At 60.6% G+C, this 16,927-nt stretch carries 16 protein-coding genes; 8 read left to right on the top strand and 8 right to left on the bottom strand.

What is annotated here, in order from left to right:
• Position 1: 1 nt before the first annotated feature.
• The 4 genes from H8K11_13005 to H8K11_12990 form a co-directional block, all read right to left on the bottom strand.
• A complete protein-coding gene (locus tag H8K11_13005; protein ID MCS6264665.1) occupies positions 2-853 on the bottom strand; it encodes a dTDP-glucose pyrophosphorylase in 852 nt (283 codons plus the stop codon).
• Complete coding sequence (locus H8K11_13000; GenBank protein ID MCS6264664.1) at positions 850-2,103, bottom strand: methyltransferase domain-containing protein; 1,254 nt, start codon at positions 2,101-2,103, stop codon at positions 850-852. The genes H8K11_13005 and H8K11_13000 overlap by 4 nt, the downstream gene beginning before the upstream one ends.
• 10 nt (positions 2,104-2,113) lie before the next feature.
• Complete coding sequence (locus tag H8K11_12995; protein MCS6264663.1) at positions 2,114-3,478, bottom strand: glutamate-5-semialdehyde dehydrogenase; 1,365 nt, start codon at positions 3,476-3,478, stop codon at positions 2,114-2,116.
• Between the two features lie 366 nt (positions 3,479-3,844).
• A complete protein-coding gene (locus tag H8K11_12990) occupies positions 3,845-5,143 on the bottom strand; it encodes an MFS transporter (GenBank protein MCS6264662.1) in 1,299 nt (432 codons plus the stop codon).
• 103 nt (positions 5,144-5,246) lie between these two features.
• Between H8K11_12990 and H8K11_12985 the strand changes: the two genes are divergently transcribed.
• From H8K11_12985 to zwf, 5 genes are all read left to right on the top strand, one after another.
• Complete coding sequence (locus H8K11_12985) at positions 5,247-6,299, top strand: aminotransferase class I/II-fold pyridoxal phosphate-dependent enzyme (protein MCS6264661.1); 1,053 nt, start codon at positions 5,247-5,249, stop codon at positions 6,297-6,299.
• A gap of 73 nt (positions 6,300-6,372) precedes the next feature.
• Entirely contained in the window at positions 6,373-6,600 is a 228-nt protein-coding gene (locus H8K11_12980; protein ID MCS6264660.1) for a hypothetical protein, read from the top strand.
• 17 nt (positions 6,601-6,617) lie between these two features.
• Positions 6,618-7,424 (top strand): nucleotidyltransferase domain-containing protein, encoded by an 807-nt coding sequence (locus tag H8K11_12975; protein ID MCS6264659.1) that lies wholly within the window; start codon positions 6,618-6,620, stop codon positions 7,422-7,424.
• A 156-nt stretch (positions 7,425-7,580) separates the two neighbouring features.
• A complete protein-coding gene (gene gnd / locus H8K11_12970) occupies positions 7,581-8,474 on the top strand; it encodes a decarboxylating 6-phosphogluconate dehydrogenase (protein ID MCS6264658.1) in 894 nt (297 codons plus the stop codon).
• 27 nt (positions 8,475-8,501) lie between these two features.
• Complete coding sequence (gene zwf / locus H8K11_12965) at positions 8,502-10,046, top strand: glucose-6-phosphate dehydrogenase (protein MCS6264657.1); 1,545 nt, start codon at positions 8,502-8,504, stop codon at positions 10,044-10,046.
• On the opposite strand, the gene H8K11_12960 is transcribed toward zwf, so the two are convergent.
• Together H8K11_12960 and H8K11_12955 are read right to left on the bottom strand one after the other, a co-directional pair.
• The gene (locus tag H8K11_12960) at positions 10,043-10,357 is read right to left on the bottom strand and encodes a thiol reductase thioredoxin (GenBank protein ID MCS6264656.1); all 315 of its coding nucleotides are present in this window, start codon (positions 10,355-10,357) and stop codon (positions 10,043-10,045) included. The two genes, zwf and H8K11_12960, sit on opposite strands and share 4 nt — an antisense overlap.
• On the bottom strand, positions 10,354-11,025 hold the full coding sequence (locus tag H8K11_12955) for a hypothetical protein (protein MCS6264655.1): 672 nt from the start codon (positions 11,023-11,025) through the stop codon (positions 10,354-10,356). Before H8K11_12955 ends, H8K11_12960 begins: the two co-directional genes overlap by 4 nt.
• Positions 11,026-11,176: 151 nt before the next feature.
• Between H8K11_12955 and H8K11_12950 the strand changes: the two genes are divergently transcribed.
• A complete protein-coding gene (locus H8K11_12950; protein ID MCS6264654.1) occupies positions 11,177-13,033 on the top strand; it encodes a hypothetical protein in 1,857 nt (618 codons plus the stop codon).
• A gap of 17 nt (positions 13,034-13,050) precedes the next feature.
• Positions 13,051-14,649: an HD-GYP domain-containing protein gene (locus H8K11_12945; protein ID MCS6264653.1), complete on the top strand. Its 1,599-nt coding sequence runs from the start codon at positions 13,051-13,053 to the stop codon at positions 14,647-14,649.
• Positions 14,650-14,688: 39 nt separating this feature from the next.
• Here the strand turns inward: H8K11_12945 and H8K11_12940 are convergent, their stop codons facing one another.
• Positions 14,689-15,093, bottom strand: a complete 405-nt coding sequence (locus H8K11_12940) for a hypothetical protein (protein ID MCS6264652.1) — start codon at positions 15,091-15,093, stop codon at positions 14,689-14,691.
• Positions 15,094-15,294: 201 nt separating this feature from the next.
• On the opposite strand from H8K11_12940, the gene H8K11_12935 reads away from it, so the two are divergent.
• The gene (locus H8K11_12935) at positions 15,295-15,852 is read left to right on the top strand and encodes an OmpH family outer membrane protein (GenBank protein MCS6264651.1); all 558 of its coding nucleotides are present in this window, start codon (positions 15,295-15,297) and stop codon (positions 15,850-15,852) included.
• Positions 15,853-15,855: 3 nt separating this feature from the next.
• On the opposite strand, the gene H8K11_12930 is transcribed toward H8K11_12935, so the two are convergent.
• Positions 15,856-16,926, bottom strand: coding sequence for a DUF362 domain-containing protein (locus tag H8K11_12930; GenBank protein ID MCS6264650.1), 1,071 nt, complete (start codon positions 16,924-16,926; stop codon positions 15,856-15,858).
• Between the last annotated feature and the right edge of the window lies 1 nt (position 16,927).

Below are 16,927 nucleotides of genomic sequence, written 5' to 3'. Positions count from 1 at the left end.
GTTATTGTTCGGGCGGGTTGAACTGGCGCACCGCTTTGGCAAGATCTTCCGGCGTGCCGATATCGATGTAGGTATCGTGAGGGAAGATCACGCTCTGCAACAACAGCCCCGCTTTCAAAGCGGCCTGCAGTACCACCCCTACGGCTAAATCCCCGCCCAGATCATGGGCGGTATTGGCCAATTGCGCCAAATTGCGGTGAGTCTCCTCTGCACGCAGAAAGCGGTGGAGAAAGTCCGAGAAAGCCGGCGTCCAGACCGCGCAGCACCAGCCGTACGTCAACGTCGTCGTCACCGGTTTCATCACGATGTTCCGCACGAGGCCGTCGGCGTCGCAATCCACCATGTCCCAGACGCGATGGTCATACACCCGATGCAGCCCCAAGACCACATCCGCTCCGGTTCGCGCTTGCGCCGCGATCAGCTGCCGATAGGCATCGTCCGGGCCGAAGAGAATATCGGGAAAGCCGAACGCCACACGCTTCCGTTCCAGAAAGGGATAGGCGCGGTCGATGGTATCCGGCGGTCCCAGCGAGCCGGCGATCACGATGTAGGCGAGCGACAACCCCACCACTCCGCCCTCGCGAAAGTAATTCGGAATGTCCCATTTGCCGTCTCGAATCACCAGATAGGCCTTTGTAATCCCGGCAGCGCTGAACTTCTCCAACAGATAATGCGCCGCGACTTTCGGACGAGGCCTCCCGGTTTGCTGATCCAACACGAAGCCGACCGGGTAGACCTCCTTGCTGCAGGGGAAGGGTTGTAGACGTTTCGCCAGCCCGGCGGCGGGCACCAGCCCCACCACTTCCTGTACGGTCGAGGAAGAAGAATCAGGCCGGTTGGTTGCCGAGGTCATCGCAAGAGCTCCTTCCCGCCGACCGGCTGTTCCCTGGTGATTTCCCGATAGTAGGTCTCCAACACGGCAGCGCGGGCCGGCTCAATCAGGACCAATTGACGCTGGTCGAAGGTGTTGGCGCAATACAGATACACGAATGCTCCTGCCCGCCCCCATTCGACATGCAACTGCCGGCCATCCGGCTCTGTCCTGGTGACCTGAGCGGTCACCTGTTTCGCCGGCAATGAGCGCCATCCCTGTTCCGCCGAAGTCTGATGATTTTCATACAGCGGCTGGTCGCCTTGCGCCCGAACGGAGCGGAGCGAGTCCACATCGAGCGGCGGCGGTCCATCCGCTTCCGGCGATTCATCCCACCCGCATGCCTGCTCCCGGGGAACGGCTCCCATTACATACAAGGGACCGTCGTCCGTGACCTCCTCCACCGATCGATAGCGCACCGGCTCCGGCGGCGCGAGCAAGCGCAGGCCGCGAGCGGCAAGTGCGCGCTGAAATGGAACGCGACGGGCGAGTTGTCTGGCTTTTTCGAAGACCACCATGCGGCCGGCCGGAGTCAGGCCGGCACGAAGTCGATCCAGCCTGGCGTCCAGGCCGGTCCGTTGTTCAAATCCTCGCTGAGCCTGCGCATCTGCTGATCGCGCGAACGTGCTCCAGTCGCAACTGGGCAGGCCCGGCTCCTGCTCAGCTTGCAGCAACGTATGGGTGGCAACGATCAGGTCAAAACGTCCGGCAGGATCCTGTTGATCCAGATCACAGCATTCGAAGCGCACATTGGTCAGCCCCAGGTCCTGCGCCCGCTGCCGGGCAAGGTCAATGGAGGCCGGCGAGCGGTCGATACCGACAATGGTCGATGCCCAGCACCGTTTGGCGTAAAAAGTCGTCAGGATACCGATGCCGCAGCCGACATCGAGAATGGTCAAGGCATCGCCGAGATGCCCGGCTACCCGAGCGCCGACCTCCAGATAATATTCATACCGCTGGCTGTAGAGCGCGGGAACGGAGCGGGGCTGAGCGGTCAGATCGTAGAACGCAATTTCAGCAGCAGAACCGTCTGTGGCCTGCCGTTTGGCTTCGATGTGCCGGTGAAGTGCAGCGAGCTCTTGCGGGGAGAACACGTCTCGCTGCCAGGCAAAGTAGGCCGCATCGGATTCGACGTGCCGAAGTCCCCACCAGGCTAAGTGCTCGCGCAGGTTCGCTCGTATCTCGTCATTCGTGTCGCCGGCCACCGGGTCCTCTTCACGAGAGACGTTCACGATACTCGCGTTACGGCCTCTTGAGCATGATCGCGTCTTCGTAAGCCAGCGGTACCGGGTGGGGGTGCCGGAGCTGACCGCTGCCGAAGACGACATACTTTTCACAGGTGAGCTGTGTCAGCCCGATCGGGCCTCGCGCATGGTGACGCGTGGAACTCAATCCGACATCGGCGCCAAATCCCAAACTGTCGCCGGCATTCAGACGCGACGAGGCATTGACCAGGACCGAACCGGCATCAACTTCTTTGGTGAAGCGCATGGCGGACTCATACGATTTCGTCGCGATGACGCAGGTGTGACTCGGGCCATGCTGCGCAATGTGGGCCAATGCGTCGTCGAAGCCCGGGACCATTTTGATCGCCATGGTCGGACCTTGAAACTGCCGATTCCAATCTGCATCCTGCGCCGGTTTGACGGCCTTGTGTCCGGTCATGAGCATCTGGCCCATGAGCGCCACGGTCTTCGGACAGCCCAGCACGTCGATCTTAAATTCGTCGAGCAATCGCAGAATCAGCGCCGACAAGAGCGGCCTGGCGATGCCTTGATGAACCAGCAACGTATCCAACGAATTGGCGGCCGACGGTTCCTGCACTTTGGAATTCACCACGATATTTTGGGCCAAGGGGATGTCGACGTCGCCGTCGATGTACACGTGGGTGATTCCCCCGTCGTGACACAGGATCGGCATCTTGGCCTGCTCCTGCACCACCTTACGAAGCCCTGCGCCGCCGCGAGGAATGATGGCGTCCAATGCCTTGCCGGACTTGATCAGCTCCAGCGCCGCTTCCTTCTCCGGGCGTTCGATGATCGTACAGGCTCCGGAAGGGATCCCGGCTTCTGCGGCGACCTTCGAGAGACAGGCGGCAATAGTCTGTTGCGTCAGCGTCCAATCCGGAGAACCGCGGAACACACAGACGTTACCGGACTTCAGGCAGAGCGCCAATGCGTCGATCGTTTCGAGCGGCGACAGTTCCGACACGATGCCGATCACCCCGATCGGCACACGGACACGACTGACTTGGAGTCCATTGGGCTCATCGTGACGTCCCAACACCTCACCGAGCGGATCCGGCAGGTCGGCGATCCGGTGCAACCGGTCCACCATGGCCTTGACGTCATCGACCGTCATACGAACCCGCGCGACCGCGTCCCGCACCCGTTCCCGGTTCTCATACCCCGTCATGGACTTCCCGACTGCGTCCACATCCTTCTCATTGGCGGCAAGAATGTCCTCCTCTGCCTCCGCGATCGCGGCCGCCATTCCGCGCAAGGCCTTGTCTCTGGACGGACCGGTCATGAGGGAAAATGGACGCACGGCTTCACGAGCTAATTTCAATAGTTTATCGAGATAGAGCTTAACGGGAACTTCAACCATGGTGTTCCTATCTTTTGACTTAATACCCGGCGGATTCGGTGATGTTCTAACAGGATGCGGAAAAAGTCCGCCAGCAGCGTTCTCGCATCGCTTCGCGGCTCACCCTCCTGCAGGAGTACGATTCGCCCCTTCGCTCGCTGCGGCCTTGCTGAACAGCCTTTTTGCGCATCCTGCGGGTGATTCTGATCCCGACACGGCGCATGAATTGATCATAAGCTATTGCGCAACAACCAGGTTTTTCCGCAGCCTGCTTAGCGGGCAATCGGCCGCCGCATCAGCAGATCAGAAAATGGTCACTGCGTCGCGCAGGACTATACCATGCGATTTTTTTGTGAGTCAAAGACGGACGAGCCCACGGAGGCTCCGTCACTCGACCGAAGGACCGGGAGGAACCTGACCGGTTCGCAGCCGTGCGCGTTGCTGCCAGGCAAGCCAGCGGCCGAGCCAGGCCCAGAGCAGCATGAGCGGAACCAGGACCCATGAAATCTGCCCCGTGGTCACGCCGAGCGCCTTGATGCCGGATACCAGCCAGCCAGTGGACGCATCCCCGGCGCGCGAAATGGCCGTGTCGATGAAATTCTTCGCTTTGTATTTCTCTTCGCGACTCACGACCGTGAAGAGCACTTCGCGGGCGGGTTTGGAGAGGGCATATTCCCCCACCCGGCGCAGCACGGAAAAACTTACATACACGACGAGCCCCTGCCACAGGGCGATGCCGAGAAACCCGATCAGACTGACGACCGGCAGGAACAGCAGCGAGGCCACCAGGCCGTACCGGGCCACCACACGATTCGTAATGAACAGTTGCGTCAGCCAGGTGAGCACATTCGTCGCGAAATCCAGCGTCGAGAAGAGGCGCGTCCTAGCTTCCGGCGTATCGAAGTGCTCGGCCACCAGCCGGACCTGCTCGAAGTACAGGAACGTCGCCGTCATGGTCAGGAAGATGAGGTAGCCGCAGATCCCCAGCAGATAGGGCGAGGACCACACCAGTCGAATACCGGCCAGGAACCCACCGCCCAACGGTTCCCCGCTGTTCTCCCGGTGAGACACCGTCCGGCCACGACTCCAGGCCTCCAGCTTGTAAATGCACCCGATGCAGGCCAACAGGAAGAGCGCCGAGACCAACATCAGCACGGGAACCGGGAAGAGATAGGTCAGTCCTGTCGTGAATAGGGGGCCGAACAAGGCACCGGTGCTTCCTCCGGCGGCAATCACGCCGAAGAGCCGCGCACCCTGAGCCGGCGTAAACAGATCGGCCATGAAACTCCAGAACACCGACACCACGAACAGGTTGAACACCGAAAGCCACACAAAAAACCCGCGGGCCACCCATTCGATGTACTGCCGGCCGCTCATCAGCAGATACAGGCCGACCAGATTGGCGATGAAGAACAGATAGACCGCGAGCAGCAATCGATAGCGGGAATAGCGGGCCGACAACCAACCGAACAGCGGGGTGACGGCCAACAGCGTCAGAAAGGTTCCGGTCATCATCCAGGGCAGATTGTGCACGCCGCCCTGAATCGCCATTTCATCGCGCACCGGCCGAAGGATGTAATAGCCGCAGAGGAGGCAGAAAAAATACCCGAACGACCAGGCCAGCGGCCAGATTTCCTGCGGCTCCGCCTGAACGAACCGGGCGACTGAACGGCGCAATCTCTCCATACATCTCCGGGGAGGGTCCAGTGTAGCAGGCCGGCCATCCCCGGCAAGCAGAAAATTTGCTAGAATGCCGCGCGACCACCATCAGTCGAGAGCAAGTGCCCCCGTGTCAAACACACGTGAACCCATCATCGATCTCCGGAGCGATACGGTCACGAAGCCCTCTGCGGCCATGCGCGACGCCATGGCCCGGGCGGAGGTGGGTGACGATGTCTATGGAGAAGACCCAACCGTCAACCGGCTCCAGGAAGTCGGGGCCGCGCTGGTCGGCAAACGAGCCGCGCTCTTCGTTCCATCCGGCACCGCCGGAAACCAACTCTGCCTTCGTGCCCAGACGGAACCGGGATGCGAAGTCATTGTCGAAGGCACCTCCCACATCGTCCGCTACGAACTGGGTGCGGCGGCGGCACTGGCCGGGGTGCAGCTCCATTGGGTCGCCGGCAGGCGAGGACTCATGACGGCGGAACAGGTCGAGGCCGCTATTCGCCCCAAAGATCCATACAGTATTCAGAGCGCACTCATCTGTCTCGAAAATACCCACAATGCCGGAGGCGGCACCGTGTACCCACTCGCGACGATCCGGGCCATCCGCGAAGTGGCTTCCGCCCACAGGCTTCCCATGCACCTGGACGGGGCCCGCTTGTTCAATGCGGTCGTGGCCTCGGGAGTGTCCGCAGCCGAGTATGCGCAGCACTTTGACACGGTGACCTTCTGCCTCTCGAAGGGACTCGGCGCGCCGGCCGGCTCATTGATTGCCACCGACGACTCCCTGCTCTTGGAGCGAATCCGCCGGTTCCGTCGCATGTATGGAGGGGCCATGCGCCAGGCCGGGATCCTGGCGGCAGCAGGACTCTATGCATTGGAACATCATATTCATCGACTCGCGGACGATCATGCCCATGCGCGACAACTCGCGGCGCGGCTGCAACAGATGCCCGGGATCTCGATCGATCCCGAAACCGTGGATACCAACATTCTGTTCTTCGACGTGATCAGTGAGAAGTGGTCGGCGAAGGAATTCGTTGCGGCACTGAAACCGCATGGCCTGTTGCTCAACGCCGTCGGTACCCGCAGCTGTCGCGCCGTCACGCACCTCGACATACCAGCCGAAGCGATCGAACAAGCCGCCGGGAAAATCGCACGTGTACTCGATCACTAGTCCATCCTCACATTGACAGTCCGCCTGCCCCCTCATAAAATGCCTCCACCGTAAATACACCAGAGGGGGATGCGTGCCGCTCGAAGTCGTCTCGTTTCAACTGATCAGCCGGATTCTCGATGTGACAGACGGCTTAGGACTCAATCGCGAGTGGGTGGAAATTCCCCTTTCGCCGGAATCCCCGGGCCGGGTCCGCAAACTCCCGAATGGAAAACTTGAAATCATCGTCGATGCCGACCAGCCGTTTGAAGACTGGCTCGGCACCCTCGAGCAACAGATACGACACGCGCAGGCCATCTGACACGTCGAAGGATAGACATGGAACCACAACTCGCGACCGCCTCCCCTCAGTCCACCCCGGCGCTTCCGTCCTCGGAAGAGTTACAGGCTGAGTTATTGGATATTCCTGAACCACCCGAAATGCCCCCGGCCGTGACGCCGCCCGGCTACGAGGATGCCCTCGCCGGCGCCGTGAAATACGTCCGCGCCAAACGCGGCGGCGACCTGGTGGGCATTATTCTCGTCGGATCGGGCGCCCGACGGGCGGTGACCGCGCATAGCGATATCGACCTGATCGCCCTGGTCAAAGGCCCGGCCGACGGACAGGAAATGATTCGCGTGGGAGACCGGCTCGTGGACATCCGCTATGGCGAGCATAAGACCGTCGCGGAGGATCTGGCCTATTCTCCCCGCCTTGCGCCATTGTTGCGCAAGGGGCGGATTCTATTCGACCACGAAGAGACTGCGGCACAACTCATCGCCAAGGCCGCGCAACGGTTCCGGCAGGGGCCGCCTCCGGCCGGCATTCATGAACGCATCCGCCTCAAGGCGGAGTGTCTGCACTGGCTGGGCAAAGTCGAGGACCTCCGCGATAAACCCAACACGGCGCAATATCTCCTGCAACTGTTCTTTGAAGACTGCGTGACGGCCTTCTTCCGCACCCGGGGACTCTGGTTTACAGCCCCGGTCGATACGCTCCGGTTCCTGGCCTCACGCGACCCGGCACTCGGGGAACTGGCCAGCCAGTTTCTCAGCGCAAGCACCCTACATGACCGACTGACGGCCGGCCGACGCTTTGCCGACCTCCTGTTTCGCGACATCCCCCTTCCGCCTCGCGTGGATTGACGGGGCCCGTCGAGGCGCTCGAATGCCGCCATCCGCTTGCATCGGCGTCCGGGCGTGCTACCATCGGTACTCCAGAGGGTATGGACGGCGACTGACCGTTTGAGACTCGCGCAGCCCCAAATACCACACACCGGCAACCACCAGAGAGGATGACCTATGGAACTCGGATTTGTCGGACTCGGGAAAATGGGCATGAACATGGTCACGCGCCTGCAGCAGGGCCGGCATCGCATCGTAGCTTACGATCGCACGCCTGAGGTTGTGAAGCAGGCGGAGGGCAAAGGTTGTATCGGCGCTGCATCGCTGAGCGACCTCGTGGCAAAACTCGCCGCTCCTCGCGCCGTGTGGATCATGGTCCCGTCGGGCGCTCCGACGGAGGAGACCATTCAAGCCGTCAGCGCATTACTGCAGCCCGGCGATACGATTATCGATGGAGGCAACACCCGTTTCCACGATGATACCCGGCGCGCCGCCGAGCTGAAACAGCGAGGCCTCCACTATGTCGATGTCGGCACCAGCGGCGGAATCTGGGGGCTGACGGTGGGCTATTGCCTCATGATCGGAGGCGAGAACGAGCCGGTCCAACGATTGACACCGATCTTCCAGACGTTGGCGCCTGAACAGGGCTGGGCCCATATGGGAACACATGGCGCGGGCCACTACGTGAAAATGGTCCACAACGGAATCGAATACAGCATGATGCAGGGCTACGCCGAGGGCTTCGAACTCATGGCAAAAAGCGACTATCGGCTCGACTTGGGGAAAATTGCCGATGTGTGGATGCACGGCAGCGTCGTGCGATCCTGGCTGTTGGAGCTGGCCGTCGGCGCCCTGAAACAGGATCCGAAGCTCGAACAATTGAAAGGCTACGTGCAGGATTCCGGCGAGGGACGGTGGATGATTCAGGATGCGATCGATAAGGACGTGCCGGTGCCGACCCTCACGGCGGCGCTGTTCACCAGATTCCGATCGCGACAGGAAGAGTCCTTCGCGGAGAAAATGCTGGCGGCTTTGCGCAACGCCTTCGGTGGACACAGCGTCCGCCGCTGAGGCCTTAACCCAACGGACCACCACACCATGTCTTCTCCAACGTCTCCCGTGGACATCAAGCCTCTCCCCGAAGCCATCACGCCCGTTGAAGCCTGCACGCTCGTCATTTTCGGCGGCTCCGGTGACCTGGCGCGGCGACGGCTCATCCCGGCCGTCTACAATCTGCTGCTTGATGGTTTGTTGCCGGACAAATATGCGGTGATCGGACTGGGCCGCAAACCGATGACTGATGCGGAGTTTCGCAATCTGGTGCGGGAGGGGGTCATCGCCCATTCACGGCAAGCCCTGGTGGAAGACACCTGGCAGGCATTCGAGCGCCACCTGTTTTATATCCAGGGTGAAAACGAAGACGCCCAGACCTATCGCGCGCTCCGTGCCAAGGCCGAGCAGATCGAGCAGGCGATGCAGTTGCCCGGCAACCGGATTTTTTATCTGAGCATTCCCCCGAGTTCCTTTGCGTCAGTGTGCGAAGGACTGGCGCAGTCCGGCCTGGCGACCCCGCCCGCCGGCTCAGCGCCCTACTCCCGGATCATCGTTGAAAAACCTGTCGGTCGTGACCTCGCTTCCGCGCAACAGATCAACGAAGTCACCGGCAAAGTCTTCGACGAATCGCAAATTTTCCGCATCGACCATTATCTGGGCAAAGAGACCGTCCAGAACCTCATGGTCGTCCGGTTCGCCAACAGCATCTTCGAGCCGATCTGGAACCACAAATATATCGACCACGTCCAAATAACCGTCAGCGAAGCGGAAGGCGTCGGGACCAGGGCCAGTTATTATGAAGAAGCCGGCGCCCTGCGGGACATGATTCAAAATCACCTCCTGCAACTGCTTTGCCTCGTCGCGATGGAGCCACCCTACTCGCTCGATCCCAACGTGGTGCGCAATGCCAAGATGGAAGTGCTGCGCTGCCTCCGGCCCATCGTCGACAAGGATGTCGAACAGTATACCGTCCGGGCGCAGTATGCGCAGGGAACCGCGCATGGCCAGCCCGTGCCGGGATACCGTCGTGAGAAGGGTGTGAGCCCCGACTCCATCACCGAAACGTATGTGGCGGTGAAAGCCTTCGTGGAGAACTGGCGATGGTCCGGCGTGCCGTTTTACCTTCGCACCGGAAAAGCCTTGCCGAAGCGCGCGAGCGAAGTCGCCGTCCAATTCAAAGACATTCCACAGATCCTCTTCAACGCGAACCCCGCCAATCCTCAACCGGCGAATGTCCTGACGCTGCGGATCCAGCCGGATGAAGGCCTCTCCCTGCGCATCATCTCGCGTGTCCCCGGCACACGCGCGCAGACGCATCCGGTAGAAATGGACTTCCAGTACAGCGACGTATTCGGGTGCCCGTCTCCGGAGGCCTACGAGCGCCTGCTGCTGGATGTCATGGCCGGCGACGCCTCACGGTTCATGCGCCGCGATGCGGTGGAAGCCTCCTGGGACTGGGTGACCAAAATCCTGGATGGATGGGCTCAGCAGAAACTCCGCTGGTTGCCGGAATATTCCGCGGGAACGTGGGGACCTGTCGAGGCCGAACGCATGATCCAAAACGACGGACGTACCTGGCGCATTCTTTAAGTCAATTTGAGCTGCTTGCGGATCTCGTCTTTTCTGCCGATTCCTCCGATAAACCGCACGAACTCGCCTCGTTCGAACAGCGCGAGTGCCGGCAATGAACTGATCTCCAGTTCCGCGGGAATCTGAAAATTCTCCTGCACATTCATCTTCACGATCTTCAGCACCGGCGCGACCTCCTCCTGCAATTGCTCCAACTGTTTCAACAGGGCCAGACAATGACCGCAGCCCGGTTGCCAGAATTCCACCAGCACCGGCATCGGCGCCTGCTCGACTTCGCGAGGAAAATCGCGGTCCGTGACATCCCGGATCATGGGTCAGACGGCCTGGAAGGTGTGAGGAGAGAGCCAGCCGCCGTCGGAGCCAAGAGCTGCTCGTAGAGCAGCCGGCCGAACAGCCGATAGCCGCTGGTCGTGAGATGGAGGCCATCGTTCGAGTAGGGTTCGGACAGCATGAGTGAGTCCGGATCGGCCGTTGCGGTGAACAAATCGAAATAGGACAAGCCCTTTCGACCGGCATAGTCCGCGATCAACCTATTCAACTGTTGCCGCCGCTGAATATGCCCGGCGAGCCAGGCGGCGGCATCGCGATCCTCCGGTCCCGCATCGACACGAATCGACGGGACGGTCACAGGAACCGGAACGATCGACGCGGCCCTGGCCGATTCATACATCTTCACGAGATTCCGCATGATTTCTGCCGGATCGGCGTTCCAGCCCAAATCATTCGTGCCTCCAAGAATGATGACCAGCTGAGGGTTGCGGTCGAGCACCGTGCCGCGAAACCGCAGGACCATTTCGCCGGTGACTTCGCCGCAGATCCCGCTGATCTCGACCCGCCCCCGCTGGCCGAGGCATTCCTGCAAGACAAGACCATAGGGAGTCTCTCGCTCATGAGCGTTGGCGGGGCCGGGAGTTTGATACCCTGCCGTAAGGCTATCCCCGAAACAAACAATAAGCGGCGGTTGGGTTGATGCAGTCACGAAGCGATTCTACTGTCCCGGACAGTGCGACGCAATGCGTGCGTCCGGCGATCGACCGGCGCGTCTCGACGCCCGGCAGGTTTCCGGAACACCTGCGCGGACCGGCTATTTTCTTGACGAAAAAGAGACCTCACGGTACGACTGACTACATATGGAACCGACAGCACCGCTCGAAGAAGGCGCTCCGCTCGTCCCCTTTGTGAAGGCCGGGGTTGATCCGGAGGTAGCGGCGATCAAGCAGCTGCTCAAGCTGCTCGACAAAGCGGCCAAATCGGCACGGACCTACGGCACAAAGAACCCCGTCGCACAGCGATTCTTTCAGCAGTTTTACGACGACCTGACGAGCCATCTCGCAACCCACAGCCGACTCCCTCTTCTAGTACAACGCAATCAACTGTTCTTCAAAGACGAAGTCGTCTATCAACCGGAGCGCGATGCGACCGGCGATAGCTTCGCGTTCAAGATGTACTCGGACGGAATCCGCGAATTGAGCTTCCATCAAGGCCTCACGCAGGAGGATCTGGCTTACTTCCTCGACGCGCTCTGGGGGACACCCACTGACGAGGCAGGATCAGTAGAGCAGCCGGCCGACGTGGAAGAAGACGACGATATCGTGACGCGGTTGTGGGCCAGGAATCTGGACACCATCACCCTGGTCACCGCAGAGGAACTCGTTCGGTCGTCCGGTTTCGGACCGGACGAGCTCGAACTGCAGACACAGGGCTATATGAGCATGTCGGTCACCTCGCTGCGCGAACTACTCGACCGTGAGCGCGCGGCAGCGGTCCCCGAGCCAGCGGGACAACCGGGTACAGCCGATCAACCGGGCGGGGGAACCAGCGGCGGCGGCACAAGCAGGAATCGGCGATTCCAGGCCAACGTCGTCGGGTATGACGTCTCTCAGGAGGAGCATGACGCGCTCACGCAGGAAATCCAGCGGGAAACCGAGCGTGACGCCACGGCCTACATCCTCGACATCCTGACCGCCGTGCTGGCGTCCGAACCCTCCCCCGCTTTGCTCAGCAAACTGTTCGACGTCTGGGATAGCGTGCTGGATGTGCTGATTCGCGGCGGACACTGGACACAGATCGAAACGGTCTTGACCCTGTTGCAGGATGCCGATGCGGTGCGACCCGATCTGTCGGACACTCACAAACAACAGCTCGCCGGCCTGTTCGAGGGATTGAGCCGCCCCGAACGGCTGAAGGCGATCGGACTTCACCTGAATCACGCCCTCCACGCCAAGACAGAAGGCCTGCTGACTCTCCTCCTGATGATGAAACAGGATTCGATCCCGGGACTCTGCTCGTTGCTCGCCAACCTGGATGGGCCTTCGCATCAAGCCGTCGTCATGGAAGCGTTGCAGACGCTCGCACGAGACCATTCCGATGCGATCGTGCGCGGCTTGACCGACAAACGGCCGACCTACGTGAGAAACCTGCTGACACTCATCTCCAGATGGAACGATGCCCGCTTTGCCGACTGCATCGAGAAAACGCTCCGGCACCCGGAATCGACCGTGCGGCGTGAGGCGCTCCGGATCCTGGCCACGCTCCGCCCGTCCGGCAACGGAACTAAGTTAGTCGGCCTGCTGAGCGACAGTGATGAAACCGTCCGCCTGACGGCCATGAAGGTGCTGTCCGGCGGACAATACAGCGCCGGTTTCACCGCCTGGGCCCCGTTCGTCACCGCCGATGACTTTCACGACCGATCGCCGGCCGAAAAGCGGGCAATCTACCTGGCCCTCAAACAGACTGCCGCCGATGAAGCCGTGCCCTATTGGCAACGACTGTTGACCGAATGGTCCTGGACCAACCGGAAGAAGAAAGAAGAACTGGCGTTGCTGGCGGCGGACATTCTCGGCAAGCTGGCCTCACCCGCAGCCGTCGCGGCCCTCGAAATCGGGCAGAAAAAGGGGGGCGCATCCGTCCGCCAGGCCTGCACCGCCGCGCTCTCGGTCGCTAATCGGCAACACCGGCAGTCCATCCCATCGGCAGCTAATTCCTGAGTGCGAGGAGACAACCTGTGAGCGAGACGCTTTCCCCTGCCAATCCGCTCCCCACCCCGGACAATGCCCATCCGATTCTTACTCATGAGCGGTCCCTGGCCAATAAGATCGCCAAAGGCTCAGAAGCCGGGGACATCCTCGACCAGCAACTGGCCATGCTGGGCATTCAGCTCGTCACTCAGCTGAACGTGCTCATCAAGACATCGCGGATTCATGGACGAACGAATGCCGCGCTCGACAAACCCGTGGACTCCATGCTCACGTTGGTGAAAACCCTGGCGGCGGATCATCCGGTCGTCTTGCGGCTGCAAAACGATTTTTTGTTTCTGGGAGACAGTCACTTGAAGATGAGCTCGCAACAGATGGCCGTGTTTGCGAGCATTATTGAAGCCCTGAACAAGTGGCACATCGGCGGGGTGTCGTTCGCCTCGACGGCCGACTCGAAGGATTTTCGAGAATTTGCCTATCTCTTCGTCAGCCTGGACCCGGACACGCATACCCTCGCCGAACTCCAGGAAGCCATGCAGGCCGCGGGCATCAAGGGCATTGAACTGGAAGAGCCTCGCTCGCTTCAACTTCAGCATCTGAACGACGCGGAGTTGGCCGGAGGCAATACCGGGGCGCATACGAATAGCTCATCGAACGGCTCGGAGGGGTCGAAAGAGAAACGGAAGGCCCTGGCCAAAGGTGGCTATGTGAAAGCATCGGCTGCGCTCGGCGACCTGGTCAAGAATACGCGCGGCGGCGGGACCGTCAGCTTCAAACAGGCCAAACGCGCGATTCAGAACATCATCGAGCTGATGATGCAGGATGAATCCACCCTCCTGGGCTTGACCAATCTGCGCTGTCACGATCAATACACGCACAATCACTCCGTCAACGTCTCATTGCTCGCCATGGCCCTCGGCAACCGGGCCGGTTATCCGAAAGTCGAGCTGGCTGACCTCGGACTATCGGCGCTGTTCCACGACGTCGGAAAATGCGCCATCTCCCTGGACGTATTGAACAAACCCGGAGAATTCACGCAGGAAGAATGGGCCGTGATGCGATCGCACCCGATTGAAGGGGTGTTCACCCTCGTCAAATCGCGTGGCATCAACAATGTTCCTGCGCGCATGGCGGCCGCCTCGTTCGAGCACCATATGAACTACGACTATTCAGGATACCCAAAACTCAAGGTGCCCTGGACGCAAACGGTCGCCAGCCGGATCATCACGATCGCCGATTGTTACGACGCGATGACATCGTCTCGGGTGTACCGACGGGAACCCATGTCCCCCGCGAACGTGCTGAAGTTTATGTTTGGAAAGAGCGGTCAGTCGTTCGATCCGATCCTGCTCAAACTCTTCGTGAACTGCGTGGGGATCATCCCGATCGGCAGTCTCGTCCGACTCGACTCCGGCCCTCTGGCCGTCGTCATCAAGCCCGCGCAGGACAAGACCAATGCCGAACGCCCGTTGGTGCGAGTGATTACGGAGGAGAGCGGCGCACCCATCGAGGACGGTCCTGAACTCGACCTCACCGAGCAGGATGCGGCCGGAAACTACGCACACAGCATCCTGCAGCTCGTCGATAACGCCGAATATCACTTCGACACCGGCCGCTACTTCGTCTAGCCTCCTCCGCTCTCTCGCCCTCGTCGGCCCCCTGAATCGCTACCGCTTGCTCTCAGGCGGAGGCCAGTCCATGACGATCTGCCTGCCGCAATAAAAACAGGCCACCCGATATTTAGCCTTGCGGCGCGGATTCGGCATAGAGATAAAAACAACCGGCGTCTCGTCGAACGGACAAACCGGCTGCTGATGCATGAGATGTTCGTCGGCCATCAACTCAAGGGCGGCGTTGTCCCACGGTGGGGTGAGTTGTTCCTGCCCCGTGAGACGCGTGTGCCAGCCGCACCGCTCACAGCGCAGGTCGAATGTTTTCACCCGATCGCGCGTCTGAGATTGGTCGACCGTCTCGACCGGCCCCGGACATCCGGCATGCTCACAGCTGATGGTTTCGTGTTGGAGTGCGCGCACGAAGAGTCGATGGGTCTGCTGTTGCTCCGAAGGTCGCATGAGATCCTTTCTCACCCGCTCGGTGGGAACACCTACCCGGATGTCGGAACGATGGTGAGCGTTGCCAGGCTTATAGCCACCGGCATCCCTCCTGTCAATTCGCCTGCCCCCTCGACGGCGCCCTCCTTGACACGATCACGACGGGCGGCTATCCTCCCGAGGTTTGTGGCAGACATTTTTTTCGGCGAAAGGAGTCCCGAGATGGGTGTGAAGTGGCAAGGAGCAGGCCAGCGCGCGGCAGTGGTCGGAGTTCTCGTCGCAGCGACCCTCGGCCTGTTCTCGACAAGTCCGGCGGCGGAATTCAAGATGGGGGTGATCGATCCTCAAGTGGTTCTGGAAAAGAGCAAAGCCGGTAAGCGGGCGCTGGACGGGTTGCGGGAGTATGTGGCGACACGCCAGAAGCTCCTGTCCCGGGATGAGGAAGAGTTACGCAATACTGAAAAGCAGATCAAGGAGCAGGCCTCCAAGCTGACCGACAACGAAAAGAAAGAGAAGGAAACCTCCTTCCGCGCCAAAATTCAGGATTACCAGAAGCGCGCCCAGGAGTTTAATCAGGAACTGCAGGGCAAGCAGAAGGAACTCGTCGACGACTATATGAAGAAGATTGCCGTCGCCACTCAGGCCGTCGCCGATAAGGGCGGCTATCAACTGGTGCTGGACAAGGGCAGCGAGCAGACCGTGAAGATCGTGATCTTCAACAAAGACACCATCGATTTGACCGAGCAGGTCATCAAGGAATTCGACCGCACGAACAAGTAATACTTATACGCTGAGCAGCTCCCGCCGAATATGCTCCACCAGCCGTTCAAACGCTGGTGGAGCCGGGTCCACCGCCTCCGTAACAAGCTCAATGTCCTGCCCTGATCCGACCCCTAGTCCCAACGCCGCCGCGCGTTTGATCTGCCGCTGATCCCCGATTCGCTTGCCCTGCAGCTTCGGCCAGGTGCCGAAAAACCGCAACAGCGCGATGGCGACCAGGTCTACCGCGACCCGGTCGCCGCTGCAGATTACCAGATCCGTTTTCGACGGGGTGCCGGATGTCGGACCCCCTTCGATCATGGTCGTCGTCCCGTCGGCCACGGTCAGGCCGGGGTGCACAGCCAGATTGATCTCGGCAATGCGCTCGTGCCAGTCACCGGTCCAGAACGTCACCGATGGGCGATACCGGGGATGAACCGCCCCCACAAAATTCTTGAGGCTACAGGAATACTCGGCAAACCGATGGGTCTTGATGACCGGCATATTGATCACCACATCGGACTCGTAGACCGGCCGGGAAAAATAAAACTGCCGGAGGGCCTGAGCCTCAGGGGCCTCGATCTTCACCCAGGGTTCATCTTCCAACGCCAGGACGCGGGCCCCGGCCGCTTCCGCCGCGGCTCGCATCCCCGTGCTCGTCAGGTTGGCGGACGTGGGAAGCCGGATGATTCCCGATCCATCGGCCACCACCACTTCGGCGGCCCCGTTCGCTTTGGCCATGGCCGCCATGACCGCGACCACCTGCGGATTCGTCGTGCATGGAGGCGGCTGGTCGTTCAACACATTGGGCTTCAGCAGCACGCGTTTCCCGCGCATCCCCATTAAATCAAGCCCTCCCAACAGATCGACGGCGCGTGGAAGCATGCGGCGGGGATCCTTGCCGTACACGATCGCGACGATCGACCGGCCGTTGCGCCGATACGGATTGTCGGGGATTGGTTTGAGCGGAACGAGAGGGCCGTCCGGATCGAACAGCAGATGGCCGAGAATGGTCCTGGGGGAGCGCATGAGGGCCGGTAGCAACAGGAGACCGAACCCCGCGTTGTTGAACAATTCGCGCCTGGAAAATGACATA

The sequence above is a fragment of the Nitrospira sp. genome (assembly GCA_024998565.1).
Taxonomy (GTDB): domain Bacteria; phylum Nitrospirota; class Nitrospiria; order Nitrospirales; family Nitrospiraceae; genus Nitrospira_A.
This window is presented reverse-complemented; position numbering and strand designations above follow the sequence as displayed.

Coding starts and splice junctions, on each gene's coding strand:
- zwf (MCS6264657.1), top strand. CDS start 8,502: ATGTCTTCTCCAACGTCTCCCGTGGACATCAAGCCTCTCCCCGAAGCC.
- H8K11_12995 (MCS6264663.1), bottom strand. CDS start 3,478: ATGGTTGAAGTTCCCGTTAAGCTCTATCTCGATAAACTATTGAAATTA.
- H8K11_12960 (MCS6264656.1), bottom strand. CDS start 10,357: ATGATCCGGGATGTCACGGACCGCGATTTTCCTCGCGAAGTCGAGCAG.
- H8K11_12950 (MCS6264654.1), top strand. CDS start 11,177: ATGGAACCGACAGCACCGCTCGAAGAAGGCGCTCCGCTCGTCCCCTTT.
- gnd (MCS6264658.1), top strand. CDS start 7,581: ATGGAACTCGGATTTGTCGGACTCGGGAAAATGGGCATGAACATGGTC.
- H8K11_12930 (MCS6264650.1), bottom strand. CDS start 16,926: ATGTCATTTTCCAGGCGCGAATTGTTCAACAACGCGGGGTTCGGTCTC.
- H8K11_12975 (MCS6264659.1), top strand. CDS start 6,618: ATGGAACCACAACTCGCGACCGCCTCCCCTCAGTCCACCCCGGCGCTT.
- H8K11_12935 (MCS6264651.1), top strand. CDS start 15,295: ATGGGTGTGAAGTGGCAAGGAGCAGGCCAGCGCGCGGCAGTGGTCGGA.
- H8K11_12990 (MCS6264662.1), bottom strand. CDS start 5,143: ATGGAGAGATTGCGCCGTTCAGTCGCCCGGTTCGTTCAGGCGGAGCCG.
- H8K11_12940 (MCS6264652.1), bottom strand. CDS start 15,093: ATGCGACCTTCGGAGCAACAGCAGACCCATCGACTCTTCGTGCGCGCA.
- H8K11_13005 (MCS6264665.1), bottom strand. CDS start 853: ATGACCTCGGCAACCAACCGGCCTGATTCTTCTTCCTCGACCGTACAG.